Genomic DNA, 14037 nt, shown 5'->3' on the forward strand with positions numbered 1-14037 from the left:
AACTACATCGCTTCTTTTTTCTGTCCGATAACAGATCGTTCTAAAATCTCTGTCACATCAAGAGTTTGAACTTTCTCTTCTACCTCTTTCGCTTTCGTTCCATCACTGATCATCGTTAAGCAATATGGACAACCTGTACCGATAATGGATGGCTGTACAGCTAATGCTTGTTCTGTACGAGCAACGTTAATACGAGAACCTGTTGTTTCTTCCATCCACATTAAGCCACCACCTGCGCCACAGCACATTCCAGTTTCACGGTTACGTGCCATTTCTACAAGATTCACTCCAGGAATCGCTTTCAAAATGTCACGTGGCGCTTCGTACACTTCGTTGTATCTTCCTAAATAACAGGAATCATGGTACGTAACTGTTTCTTCAATAGCGTGAACAGGCTTTAAGCGCCCTTCTTTCACCCACTGAGCTAACAATTCTGTATGATGATAGACTTCTGCTTGCAAGCCAAAGTCCGGATACTCATTTTTAAATGTGTTATAAGCATGAGGATCAATCGTAACGATTTTCTTCACTCCTGCCTTTTCAAATTCTTCGATATTCTTTGTCGCCATCTCTTGGAATACAAATTCATTTCCAAGGCGGCGTGGTGTATCTCCAGAATTCTTTTCTTTATTACCGAGAATTGCGAATGAAATGCCTGCTTCGTTCATTAACTTCGCAAACGATATCGCAATCTTCTGACTACGATTGTCGTATGATCCCATTGAACCAACCCAGAATAAATACTCGAATTCCTCCCCAGCTTTTGATTTTTCTTTTACAGTTGGAACTGTTACTTCGTCATCACCTTGGCGCCATGTTTCACGCTCTTTACGGTTCAGACCCCACGGATTCCCTTGACGCTCGATATTTGTCATCGCGCGTTGTGCTTCCGCGTCCATTTTTCCTTCTGTTAAAACGAGATATCGACGTAAATCAATAATTTTGTCAACATGCTCATTCATAACTGGACATTGATCTTCACAGTTACGACACGTTGTACATGCCCAAATCTCTTCTTCTGTAATAACATCTCCGATTAAACTCGGATCGTAAGCGAGAGTTGTAGCCGCTGATTCTTGTTGTCCTTTTCCAGCCGCCATCATCGCTAACTGATTTCCTTGTGTATTATTGAAGGCAACTACTGGAACCCACGGTGCTTTTGATGTTACCGCAGCTCCTTTATCAGTTAAATGATCACGAAGTTTTAAAATTAAGTCCATCGGCGATAACATTTTTCCTGTTCCTGTTGCCGGACACATATTTGTACAACGACCACACTCTACACAAGCGTATAAGTCAATAAGTTGATTTTGTCTAAAGTCTTCAATTTTACCAACACCAAATGTTTCTTGCGTTTCATCTTCAAAATCAATCTTTTCAAGCTTCCCTGGGTTTGAAAGACGACCGAAGAATACATTAGCTGGTCCCGCAATTAAATGCGCATGTTTTGATTGTGGAACATAGACTAAAAACGTTAACAAAATTAGTAAATGCACCCACCAAGAAAAATAGAACACTGAAATGGCTACGGTTTCATTTATCCCGCTAAAAACGTAAGCGATTGCAGAAGCGATTGGTTCACTCCATGAAAGCTCCTCGCCATGCCATATAAGTCCCATACCGTTACCAAGTAGCACAGAAATCATTAAGCCACCGATAAAGATAAGAACAAGACCTGATTTGAAGTTACGTTTTAAACGAACAAGCTTTTCTACATAACGTCTATGAAAAGCCCAAAATACTGCAATTAAAATAACAAGTGTGACAATTTCCTGGAAGAATGTAAATGCAGGGTATAGTGGTCCAAGTGGAAGATGTGATCCTGGTGCGAGTCCTTTCCAAACGAAGTCAATTGCTCCAAATTGGACAAGAATAAATCCGTAAAAGAACATAACGTGAATGATGCCGCTTTTCTTATCTTTCAGCAGCTTTTTCTGACCGAAAACATTGACCTTAAGGAGATCCCAACGCTCTTTAAAACGACGGTCAAATTCAATTTTTTTTCCTAATTGTATGTAGGCCATTCTCGTCCGTATAAGATATACAAACAAATATCCTGCATAAGCAATAACAGCAATGGCAGCCAGCCAATTAATGATCAGTAAGCTATTCATTTTTATGCTACCCCTCTCTTTGTAAGCCCTCTTTCTTTTTTGAATCTTCAAAAATATATAATTTTCTGAATTATATCCCCTATCCCCATTATATAATGAGTGAGCATTCAGTCAACAGTTTTTTGTTATAGAACAACACATTTTTTCATAAAGCTGTTTATTTCGGTGAAACTATAAAGTGAAACTTTAATCAGTAGGGCTTTTACGGGCAGTTGATTTCCAAACTAACTTCTACTTATCCACCAGTTTTTGAGGTGAGAGGCTTACTGCCCGTTAAAGCGGGATAAAGTGAAACTTTAATCAGTGCAACATACTATCATCTGATGAAATTTATAATAACAGCCGTGCTACCCGTATCATTTGTAACACACTGAAGGTGAAAAGAATGCGAAGGAGGGAATTCACTGATGCTCTACTTATCTCTTTTGTTAATATCCGTTGCTCTTTGGATTATAATTGATCTTTCATACGGGAGATTTCTTCATTTAAAACGGGTAAGCTCTCGCACTTTCCCTTTACGTCAAAGTGATTTTCACCTTTATACATACGGGAAAGATTTATATGACGCTTTATTTACTGATATAAAACAAGCACAGCACCACATTCATATTTTATTCTTCATTGTAAAAAATGATAAAATCAGTCGCGAATTTTTAAAGTTGTTGATTGATAAGGCTCAGGAAGGAATTGAAGTACGACTTTTACTTGATCGATTTGGCAGCCATTATTTATCAAACGAAGCTATTCGCTCCCTGCGAAAACACGGTGTATCTTTTTCATTTTGTCATAAGGTAAAATTTCCTCTGCCTTTCTTTTCTGCTAATCAAAGAAACCATAGAAAAATTACAGTGATTGATGGGAAAACTGGCTATATCGGGGGATTTAATATCGGCGAAGAGTATCTGGGGCATAATGAATATTTAGGATTATGGCGAGACTATCATTTACGTCTTACAGGAGAAGGGGTTCAAGATTTACAAAAGCAATTTTTGCATGACTGGTTTGATGATACGAAACAGAATTTATTGGATGCTTCTCTTTATTTTCCAAAACAAAACCCAGGTACCATACTGCATCAATTTATTCCGACTGATGGTGCTTATTTACAGCATACTTTTTTACATTTAATTAACGGAGCAAAAAAAGAAATCTGTATCGGTACACCATATTTCATTCCTGGAAAAAAAATTATGAATGCCTTATTAAAAGCAAGAGAAAGAGGGGTTCAAATCACAATTCTTGTTCCAGAAAAAGCTGATCACCCTCTCGTTCGAGAAGCAAAATTCCCGTACTGCCGAAAATTAATACAGGCTGGTTGCAATATTTATGCATTTCAACAAGGTTTTTTTCACGCCAAAATTATTATAGTGGATGATGATATTTGTGATATCGGAACAGCAAACTTTGATATGAGAAGTTTATATATTAACCATGAAATAAACTGCCTGTTATATAGTAAACATTTCGTTCAAACAGTAAAAAATAAATTCCATGAAGACCTAAAGAATGCATCCATACTTTCCTATAGCGACGTAAACCCAACTTCTCTTATCGATAGAGGAAAGGAATGGATTGGAACAATGCTTGCTTTCTTTTTATAGGAAAGACAATGAATAAAAGAGGTGTATCTTATATGATTATGCGGTTTGGATATGTCTCACATGCAATGGCACTCTGGGACTGTTCTCCTGCCAAAACAATGACGTTTACAAGCTTTAAGAAACTCAGCAAGCAAGAGCGAGAAGACAAACTGTACCATATTATAAAGCAAAATTTAGAGCACACAATACGTATCCTACATTACAATATAGCGCATGAAATCCCACTATATCGCCTATCGTCTTCAATCGTCCCACTTGCAACACATCCCGAAGTCGAGTTTGACTATATTGGGGTATTCACACCACTTTGGCGTAAAATAGGAGCTTTAATTAAAGAACACAATTTACGAATAAGTTTTCATCCAAATCAATTTACGCTATTTACAAGCGACAAGCCACATATTACTACTAACGCTATTACGGATATGACTTATCATTATAAAGTATTAGATGCTATAGGCATTGCAGATTCCTCTTACATTAATATTCATGTAGGTGGAGCCTATGGAAATAAAGAAAAGGCAATTGAGCGCTTCCATGAAAACATAAAAAAACTTCCTGCACATATAAAAAAACAAATGACTCTTGAAAACGATGATAAAACATATACAACTTCTGAAACTTTATCAATTTGCCAAAAAGAAAATATCCCATTTGTATTTGATTATCATCATCATATGGCCAATCTTTGCGAGGAACCACTAGAAGAGTTGCTTCCTGCAATTTTTGAAACTTGGTCACATACAAATATCTCTCCCAAAGTTCACATTTCCTCTCCGAGATCGGAAAAAGAATTTAGGGCTCATGCTGAATATATCGATTTAGATTTTATCAAGCCCTTCTTACACGTTGCAAAAAAAAACAATCATAATTTCGATATTATGATTGAAAGTAAACAAAAAGACTTAGCACTATTCCAATTAATAAATGAACTTTCTGCTATAAGAGGAATTAAAAGAATAAGTGGTGCAAAGTTACAGTGGTAAATTGTAACTTTGCACCATTTTTTCAAAAAAGTAATTTTTATAGTAAAAAACATCCTATTTTATATGCTATTATTTAAATTAGCATTCCCCCGAGATTCAACTTTATTGAAACGGAGTCATAATATGATTAGTCAAAAAAAGTATGTACAATTTGTCATAATATACATATCTATATTCGCTCTTTGGATACTCTTTATTCCAAATGAGTCACATATAAAGGAAATTGGGATTCTTTTCTTATTCTGTTTCGCTGCACTTTTTTCTTGCCACTGTTTATATAAAGCTATTAAGAAAATGAAACGCAGTGATAAACTATTTTGGATTTTATTACTATGTACTTGCCTATGTGGATTAATTATGGAGATAACCCTATTTCTTAGTTCACTTTCCATACATGATCAATCTATATTTTCATATAAAGCATTGCCTTTTTTTATCATACAATATATTTTGCTCTTTGTTGGATTTGCTATAAAGTTTATAAAGAATTACTCTATTAAGGGGCTTTCGCAATTTTCATTCGATAGCATCTTTATTATTATTATGAACATTTATTTCACCTTAACTTTTATCTTAGATCTTTCAAGTTTCCGCATGTTAACAAAGGATACTTGGATTTTAATTGGGTATTTCATTGCACAATCATTAGTAATTTACGCCGTTATTAGCCTATATAGAAGAGAACAATATTCTTCTAGTAGAATCGCATTAATTATCGGCTTCACTATTATACTCATATACGGTTATATTCATCTGTTTCAATTGAACTTTGGGATGAAAACTTCTGCTGAAATTAATTATTTAATACACACTGCTTCTATTTTATTAATTGGACTTTCTTCCATACTATATATTTTAGATAAACCAATGCAGCATGAAACGAAAACAAAATATTATCGATTCGATTATGTACGTTTTATACTACCTTATTTTAGTATAATTATTACTTTTTCTTTTATTATCATTCAACCTTGGGATGATAAGTTCATGTTAATCGGTCTCGTATTATCACTTATTTTGTTATTCTTGCGGCAACTTTACATGTGGAAAGATAATCAAGCACTAATCCATACATATGAACAGTTGACTACACAACTAGAGGATGAAGTTGAAGAAGGTGCATTTGCATTATCAAAAAGTGAACAACGTTATAAATCTTTATTCGAAGATCATCCCGATGCCGTTTTCTCTTTAAATATGAATGGCATTTTTCAACACTCTAATAAGGCATGCGAAAGCTTATTTACTGCCTATTATTGCGAAGTGGCAAGCTATTCTCTGGTACACTTCATTGATTCAAAAGACCACGAACTACTAAAGAAGGCTTTACAAATTACAAAGGAAGGTAGGCCACAAACGTTAGAAGTTCGTACAAAAGAACAAGAAGGCTATTATTATTATCTCCATATTACACTTATCCCTACTTTTATAAACAAAGAAGTGGTCGGAATGTTTGGGATAGCGCGTGATATTACCACTTTATATGAAAAACAAAAACAAGTAGAACATTTAGCCTTTCACGATGCACTTACTGGATTACCAAATCGCCGAAAGTTCGAAAAAGATTTAAAAGCCATTTTAAATACAGCCCAAACTAACGCAAATGATGTCGCCGTCATATTCCTTGATTTAGATCGATTTAAAAAAATTAACGATAGACTTGGTCATGACGTCGGAGATTTATTATTAATTGAAGTAGCAAAAAGATTACGCGGTTGCTTGCGTTCAAAAGATGTCGTCGCTCGCCAAGGTGGAGATGAGTTTACAATTCTATTACCAGAAATGTACTCAGAAAAAAGTGCAATTTTTATAGCTGAACAGATTTTAACTATTTTAAACAAACCATTCTTCATTCAAGGCGAAGAACTCTCTATTACACCAAGTATCGGAATTGCGATGTACCCTGATTATGGAACTGATGTAAATGAGTTAATGAAAAATGCTGATATGGCTATGTACCGTGCGAAAGCAAATGGAAAAAACAGATTTGTTTTCTTCTCAAAAGAAATGAGTATCGCTCAAAATGAAATTCAATTCTTAGAAGGTGAACTTTCAAAAGCATTACAACAAAATGAATTTTTCCTTGAATACCAGCCACAAGTAAGCACAAAAACAAAACAAATTATCGGTTTTGAAGCATTAATACGTTGGAAGCATCCAAAACTCGGTATCGTATCTCCGGCCCAATTTATCCCCCTAGCAGAGGAAACTGGTTTTATTATTGAACTTGGTAATTGGATTTTACGTACTGCCTGTTTAGAGGCAAAAAGATGGCATAATCAAGGTTTTTCTCACTTAAAAGTTGGTGTGAATTTATCTGTTGTTCAATTTAACCATGCAGATTTAATCCCAACTATTTCAAAGGTGTTGGAAGAAACAGAACTGAAACCAGAAGCACTAGATATTGAAATTACGGAAAGCATCGCAATTAATCAAAATCAATCTGTAGTTGCAAAACTAGAACAACTTCAAAATCTCGGTATTCAAATTTCAATCGATGACTTTGGAACTGGTTATAGTTCTTTAGCTTATTTAACAAAATATCCAATCAACACATTAAAAATTGCTCGAGAGTTTATTTGTGGAATTACAACTAGTCCTTTAGAAGAAGCAATTGTCTCTTCCATTATTACACTATCAAAAGAATTAAATTTAGAAGTGATTGCAGAAGGTGTAGAAACAGAAGAAGAATGGGAATTTTTACATAAACAAAATTGTGATCACATTCAAGGATTCTTTATTAGCAAACCTGTTTCTAGTAAAGACGTTTGGATGTTACTCCATAAAAAAACAACCGTCTAAGTAAGACGGTTGTTTTTTTAAAACTCAAAAGGCATATCTGAAGCTAATTGTACCTCTTGATCATCATGAGAAATTACTTGGCTTTTCTCTAAAGCTGTATCCGCTAATGAAATACCCCATGTCATTGCTAACGTTAATAGACTACCGATAAGTAGTTTCTTCATATTCCATCACCCACATTTTTTCTTTTAATATATCATGAAAATTTATCCATACATTATGCAATTATGCATATTTAGTTTTTGCGTTATTTTATTTCGTCATTTTTTTCATAAATTTTTCTTTATACGTATGCATTTCTAATATATCAAAAAAGAAATAAGCCTTTTCATAAGCTTCTTCACTCTCTGTCTCATCATAGCCTAGCTTTTCTAAACATTCACCTTTTTGATAGTATAGCTGCCCAATCAATGCCATACTATTAATTCGACACGATATTTCAATAGCTTTATTTATTTGATAAAGAGCCCCTTCATATTGATTATCTAAGTATAATGTTTTCGCATAATTATGTCTTACCTTCACATCAAACTCTTTATTTTCAGGTAATGCCTCTAATTGCTTTAATATACCTTCAAATAACTCCATGCCCTTCTTAAAGTAACCATTTTCAGCATAAATATTTGCAATTGCATTCTCTATATAAAGATTTTGGTACACATCAATCCCAGTTAATTGTTGATTTAACAATTTTTTTAATTCTAAAATACAATATTCATAATCACTTTTCTTCAATACATACGCTGCTACATGATATTGCCATTGAAGAAATTGCTGAAACTCAGGATGATATTCTTCCTTTTTCAACTCATTCCATACTTTATTATAAATTTCTTTATATTTCTTTTGCTTACAAAGCATAATGATTTGATCTTTTAACTGCTTTTTCCTCTCAATATCGGAATAAATGAGTACCTCATAAAAATGAATAATGGGAACTTGTAATTTTGCTGCAATACCTTGCAATATATCCATACTTGGGTATACCGCACCCGATTCAATTCTGCTCACTTCCGATTGATGACATATGTTCTCGGATAACTGTTTTTGTGTTAATCCTCTCAACACTCTAATTTTCTTAATTTCACTTCCTAATTTCTCTGCGTGCATACTTACTCACCATCCCATTATAACAATCTAATTTGTTAAGTTGTCATACCACTACAATAATGTGAATTCGACAATTTTTGATATGAAATAATGCATAATATATATAAAATTCGGCAAATTTTTCATACAATTCATCTCACATACAATAATAGATTAGGAGTGTTATAGATGAATTATAGAAAACTTGCTAGTGCTTTCGTTACATTCGGTCTTCTTTGTCCTTTATCAACAGAAGCTATTCATGCTCAAGAATTAGACAAAAGTGCAGTCAAAGTTGAAATTGCTCAGCCTGGTTTAACAATCGGGAAATTAACACAACCTCAAAATGATACGAAAGAAAATATTGCTAAAAAGTATTTAAAGGGTGAGGTAAATGGGGCGAAAGCTCAACAAGAACAAGTCACTACTGAAAAAAATGTAGATTTCCAACCTACAAATAAAGAAACCAAAGAAAATCAAACCGAAGTTCGCCTTGCACAAACATATAAAAACTATAAAGTATATGGCCAAGATCTCATTGTAAAAGTAGATAAAAATGGAGTGATCACAACTGTTAGTGGTAAAGTTGTTCAAAATTTAAATCAACAACCTAATCTTACTATAACAAATTTTTTGTCGAAAAATGAAGTAAAATCTAAATTACGCGATATAGTTCAAATTCCAAGTGATGCAGTTGAGACAGAATTCTCTAGCGAAACCGTTGTTTATAAGAAAAAAGATGGCTATTATACATTCGCAACTGTTATTACATTTACTTATGAAAACAATGAACAGATTATAAATGGCAATGCTATCGTTGATCTAAAAACTGGCGAAGTACTTTTCCAAGAAAAATTCATTAAAAACAAAGAGAATAAGACTATAAATCAAGTAACATCACCTAGATTATCCCCTGCAAGTGAGCAAGGAACTGGGAAAAATGCACTTCAAGAAAACATCTCTTTCAATATTGCCAAAGGAACCGATGGAAAATTTTATTTAGCGGATTTATCACGCGGAAATGGTATTTATATTTATAATGCAAACTACGCCGATTCCCTCGGGGGATATAGTCAAGCTGGTTATCCAGGGACACTAATTTCAAGTAGCACTCCTAATTTTGCAGATAAAGAAGCCGCGGGCGCTATGAAGAACATGAGTGATATTTATGATTACTTTAAGAAAGAACATAATCTAAAAAGTTACGACAATAAAGATTCAAAAGTTGTTGCTAGTGTACACGGTTTTGATTCTACTGAAGTTAGTGATGGTGTAAAAGAAGACTATGTAAATGCGTTTTGGCATCCTGCTTGGAACCAAATGGTATTTGGTGATGGTTTAGACGGAAAACTAACATCAGCTCTTGATGTAACAGCTCATGAATTTGGACATGCTGTATTCAGTGGCACGACGAAAAATAAAGTCGTGAGATATCCAAGCGCTGAAACATCTGCACTAAACGAGGGATTAGCAGATTTCTGGGGTACACAAATCGAATATTACGTAAAGAAAGATAAGGGAAACTGGATTATGGGCGATACATTAGGCGGCCTAACAATTCGTGATATCCCAAGGGAAATTGGTGACGGCGGCCATAAACTATATACAAATTTACAAGATTTCTATAACGATGGTAATAATCAAGAATCACACGTGAATTCTGGTATTATTAGTCACGTATTATATCAATTAGCTGAAGGTAAAACATATAACGGTGTTGCTGTTCAAAAACAAGGTAATGAAAAAGTAAGTAAAGTTGTTATGCGTGCATTGCAAAATTACGCAACTTCCGCTGAAGACTTTGAATCACTTCAATCTCACATCGTACAAGCTGCAAAAGATCTATATGGCACTGCCGTATCAAATGAATTTGCAAAGGCATTTGAAGCACATGGTTACAAGTCATTACAAAAAGTAAATCAAGTAATAGAAGTAAAATAAGTATAAAAAGAAGGTCACCTCTCATAGGTAACCTTCTTTTTATATCCAACCCTTTTCTTCCGCAATTGTAATTGCCTCAATTCTATTTTTCGCATCGAGCTTCGTTAATACTTCAGAAATATAATTACGTACTGTACCCGGTGAAAGATAAAGTGCCTTCGCAATTTCGTTTGCCGTCTTTCCTTCTTTCGCAAGCAACAATACTTCCTTTTCGCGATCTGACAACGGATTTTGCTCCTGCCATAGGCCGAACATTAAATCTTGGGAGACCTCTCGTTTCCCCTTCATTACATTACGAATTGCTGCTGCTAAATCTTCACTTGGGCTATCCTTTAACAAATAGCCGTGCACACCAGCTTTCATTGCTCTTTCAAAATATCCCGGCCGTGCAAATGTTGTTAAAATCATTACTTTACATAATGATTTTTCTTTTTTTAACGCTTCAGCAACATCTAATCCACTTTGAATCGGCATTTCAATATCCATAATACTTATATCCGGTTTTAACGATTCAATTAATTTTAGCGCCTCTTCCCCGTTTGCCGCTTGCCCAATTACTTCGATATCATCTTCTAGATCAAGTAGGGCCCCTAATGCACCACGAAGCATCCGTTGATCTTCTGCAATAATAATTCGAATCATGCCCTCACCTCATCTTTTCCTGTTCTAATTACAACTGGAACTTTTACTGTTAACAACGTCCCTGGATTGATTGTACCTAGTTCAACAAATCCATCAATAAGAGCAATTCGTTCTTTCATGCCGCGGATACCATTTCCATCATGATTTTGATCTGTTAAACCGATTCCGTTATCTTTTACTTTCAAAATCAGCTCACCTTGCGATTCTAATACAGAAACTGTGCACCGCGTTGCCTTGCTATGTTTTACAACATTCGTAACAGCCTCACGTAAACACATCCCGACAATATTTTGTTCAATTGGTGATAACGAACTCGAGCTGGCTTCTTGCCTCACTTCTAATTCAATATTAGCTGCTTGTAAGATCGCTTTTATTTGCTCTAGCTCTTCTTCTACCGTAATCATACGCATATCAGAAATTAATTCTCTCAGCTGTTTTAAGGCTGTACGAGACGTTTGTGTAATTTCCTTCGCTTCCGCACTTGCACGCTCTGGATTTTTCACAATTAACTTCTCAACGAGCTGGCTTTTCAAAGTAATAAGAGATAACGTATGCCCTAATGTGTCATGAAGATCTCTTGCAATCCGCTGCCGTTCTTCACGTTTTACTAAGTCTTTAATTTGCTCGTTCGCCTGATCCAATTGATTTCTTAACATCTTTTTCTGATTAAAATTGCGCATACCAAATGGCGTAAGAAGCATTAAAATAAACATTGGAACGATATTTACTAAACTTGTAGTTGTTAGTTGATTCATATTTACAAATAAAAATGCTCCAAGCATGATAACTAACGAACATAACAGCACTCGAAATACTTTCTTATTTGGCGCAAATCCCATCGCACTTGCTGTGAAAAAGCCAAAAAATATCATAAAAGGATTATAAAATAAAGCAAATAAAAAGATGAGTACCATTTGAATACACGCCCAAAAAACAAACGTCCTCTGAACAAAATAAAGCTGACGGTATGTGACGATAAAAATTATCAACATACCGCTTCCTATTACAAGCTTCCATCCTGATGCCTGCGCTAAGTGATAAATTGGAAATAATAGATAAACAAACCACATATACGGGAAGAATCCCATATGTTTCGGAAAAATCTCAATCCTCTTCTTCTCTATCATTTATACCGCTTCCTGTCTTTTTCTTATATATATTGATACTACAACAAATATAAGGAAATAACCTCCTAATACCGCGATATTTTCCCATCCAATTGATTTTCCAGCTACAATATCCCACGCACCACTTCCGAAATGGTATGTCGGTGTCCATTCACCAATCGTTCTTAATATTTTGGGGAATACTTCAATCGGCATCCATAACCCGCCAACTATAGCTAAACTCATATTTAAGATATTTGCTAAGCCAGCAGCTGCGTCCGCCTTCTTAATGGAACCTATTACTGTTCCTAATGCTAAAAATGGTGTTACCCCTAACAATAACCATAACCCCGCACCAATCCATTGCCCTACTGTTAACTCAACATGATTAATCAATATCCCTGCTATAAAAATAACTAAGATTGAAAAAGCATTCACCACTGTTTGGGCAATAATTTTAGCAGTTATATACGCACCCTCTGGAAGTGGTGTGATTTTCAAAAGATGTGTCCATCCTTGCCCTCTTTCCTGAGAAAGTCTCACACCGAAACTAAAGAGTGCAGTCCCTACAATACTGAAAGTTGCCATCGAAATTAAATAGTGTGCTTTCCACGCATCTCCGTTTTGTGGTACTTGAACAACATTTGTGAAAATGTAGTAAAACATAACAGGCATTAATAATGAGAAAAAGATAAATAATTTATTGCGAAATGTACGTAAAATTTCTATTTTACACTGCATCCATAACGCTCTCATGCGATTTCCCCCTTCTGATTTGCGACGAACTGTTCAAATGCTTCATCAAGGCTTCCACGTTCAACTGAAACATCTGTTACAGGTAAACTCCTTTGATAAATGGCTTTTAAAGTTGCATCCGTATCCTCTGTTGTTAAAATGAAGCGTCCTTCGTTTGACTTAACTTCTGTTACATTTGGTAATCCCTTTAGTAATTTTGTAGGAATGCTTTCCTTCGAGTAAAATGTGATTGTTTTTCGCGAAATCGTCGCTTTCATTTCGTCTGGTGTACCATCTGCGATAATCTTTCCGTTCGCAAATAATAAGATACGATTTGCTAAAGCATCTGCTTCTTCTAAATAATGCGTCGTTAAAATAATTGTTTTCCCTTCACTTGCTAACTTTCGAATCGTTTCCCAAAACATTCTTCGAGACGTAATATCCATTCCGACTGTCGGCTCATCTAAAAATAACAAATCTGGATTTCCCGCAAGTGCAAGCGCAAAATTCAACCTTCTTTTTTGCCCACCTGATAACTTCTCACATCTTTGCTTTCGCTCTGATTCTAAATTTGATAACTGCAGTAACGTTTCTTTCGCTATAGGATTCGTATAATAACTACGGAATAACTCGATTGCCTCTTCCACCGTAATACTATCAATGACACTTACTTCTTGCAGCATCGCACCGAGGCTATTACGAACATCTCTATGCTTTGGACTCTTTCCAAATATAAAGACCTTACCTTCTGTCGGGTCCTTTAATCCAAGCATCATCGACATCGTCGTTGTTTTCCCCGCACCATTCGGACCAAGTAACGCTACTATTTCCCCTTTATTTACATGAAATGAAACATTATTTACTGCGTTTTTATGTTTAAATGTTTTAGAAACACCATTTACTTCAATAATCTTTTCCATCTCTCCACCCCCGCTGTTTCTTATATTTACATTGTATTACTTGGAAAACTTAGGAAACAGTATGATGCGTCATGACATCGATATGACAATTGTCATGTATT

At 35.1% G+C, this 14037-nt stretch carries 11 protein-coding genes; 4 read left to right on the plus strand and 7 right to left on the minus strand.

What is annotated here, in order from left to right:
- Positions 1-2 precede the first annotated feature (2 nt).
- Positions 3-2114: a heterodisulfide reductase-related iron-sulfur binding cluster gene (locus tag ACUXVC_RS26860; RefSeq protein WP_001086772.1), complete on the minus strand. Its 2112-nt coding sequence runs from the start codon at positions 2112-2114 to the stop codon at positions 3-5.
- 407 nt (positions 2115-2521) lie between these two features.
- On the opposite strand from ACUXVC_RS26860, the gene cls reads away from it, so the two are divergent.
- From cls to ACUXVC_RS26875, 3 genes are all read left to right on the plus strand, one after another.
- Positions 2522-3715 (plus strand): cardiolipin synthase, encoded by a 1194-nt coding sequence (gene cls / locus ACUXVC_RS26865; RefSeq protein ID WP_144465593.1) that lies wholly within the window; start codon positions 2522-2524, stop codon positions 3713-3715.
- Between the two features lie 32 nt (positions 3716-3747).
- The gene (gene uvsE / locus ACUXVC_RS26870; RefSeq protein ID WP_144465612.1) at positions 3748-4701 is read left to right on the plus strand and encodes a UV DNA damage repair endonuclease UvsE; all 954 of its coding nucleotides are present in this window, start codon (positions 3748-3750) and stop codon (positions 4699-4701) included.
- Between the two features lie 123 nt (positions 4702-4824).
- Positions 4825-7503, plus strand: coding sequence for a DUF4084 domain-containing protein (locus ACUXVC_RS26875; protein WP_095689953.1), 2679 nt, complete (start codon positions 4825-4827; stop codon positions 7501-7503).
- A 17-nt stretch (positions 7504-7520) separates the two neighbouring features.
- Here ACUXVC_RS26875 and ACUXVC_RS26880 read toward each other — a convergent pair whose 3' ends face one another.
- Together ACUXVC_RS26880 and ACUXVC_RS26885 are read right to left on the minus strand one after the other, a co-directional pair.
- A complete protein-coding gene (locus tag ACUXVC_RS26880) occupies positions 7521-7667 on the minus strand; it encodes a quorum-sensing peptide PapR (RefSeq protein WP_000734744.1) in 147 nt (48 codons plus the stop codon).
- An 88-nt stretch (positions 7668-7755) separates the two neighbouring features.
- Positions 7756-8613, minus strand: a complete 858-nt coding sequence (locus ACUXVC_RS26885) for a helix-turn-helix domain-containing protein (protein ID WP_071731522.1) — start codon at positions 8611-8613, stop codon at positions 7756-7758.
- A 168-nt stretch (positions 8614-8781) separates the two neighbouring features.
- On the opposite strand from ACUXVC_RS26885, the gene ACUXVC_RS26890 reads away from it, so the two are divergent.
- Positions 8782-10533 (plus strand): M4 family metallopeptidase, encoded by a 1752-nt coding sequence (locus ACUXVC_RS26890; RefSeq protein WP_095689952.1) that lies wholly within the window; start codon positions 8782-8784, stop codon positions 10531-10533.
- 39 nt (positions 10534-10572) lie between these two features.
- Here ACUXVC_RS26890 and ACUXVC_RS26895 read toward each other — a convergent pair whose 3' ends face one another.
- Genes ACUXVC_RS26895 through ACUXVC_RS26910 form a run of 4 tightly spaced genes read right to left on the minus strand, consistent with a single transcriptional unit; the run spans position 10573 to position 13936 of the window.
- The gene (locus ACUXVC_RS26895) at positions 10573-11175 is read right to left on the minus strand and encodes a response regulator transcription factor (RefSeq protein ID WP_053563301.1); all 603 of its coding nucleotides are present in this window, start codon (positions 11173-11175) and stop codon (positions 10573-10575) included.
- Positions 11172-12302, minus strand: a complete 1131-nt coding sequence (locus tag ACUXVC_RS26900; RefSeq protein WP_063549175.1) for a sensor histidine kinase — start codon at positions 12300-12302, stop codon at positions 11172-11174. Before ACUXVC_RS26900 ends, ACUXVC_RS26895 begins: the two co-directional genes overlap by 4 nt.
- Positions 12303-13037 (minus strand): ABC transporter permease, encoded by a 735-nt coding sequence (locus ACUXVC_RS26905; protein ID WP_001202428.1) that lies wholly within the window; start codon positions 13035-13037, stop codon positions 12303-12305.
- Entirely contained in the window at positions 13034-13936 is a 903-nt protein-coding gene (locus ACUXVC_RS26910) for an ABC transporter ATP-binding protein (RefSeq protein WP_144465592.1), read from the minus strand. Before ACUXVC_RS26910 ends, ACUXVC_RS26905 begins: the two co-directional genes overlap by 4 nt.
- Positions 13937-14037 lie beyond the last annotated feature (101 nt).

It is taken from the genome of Bacillus sp. N6, assembly GCF_052805735.1.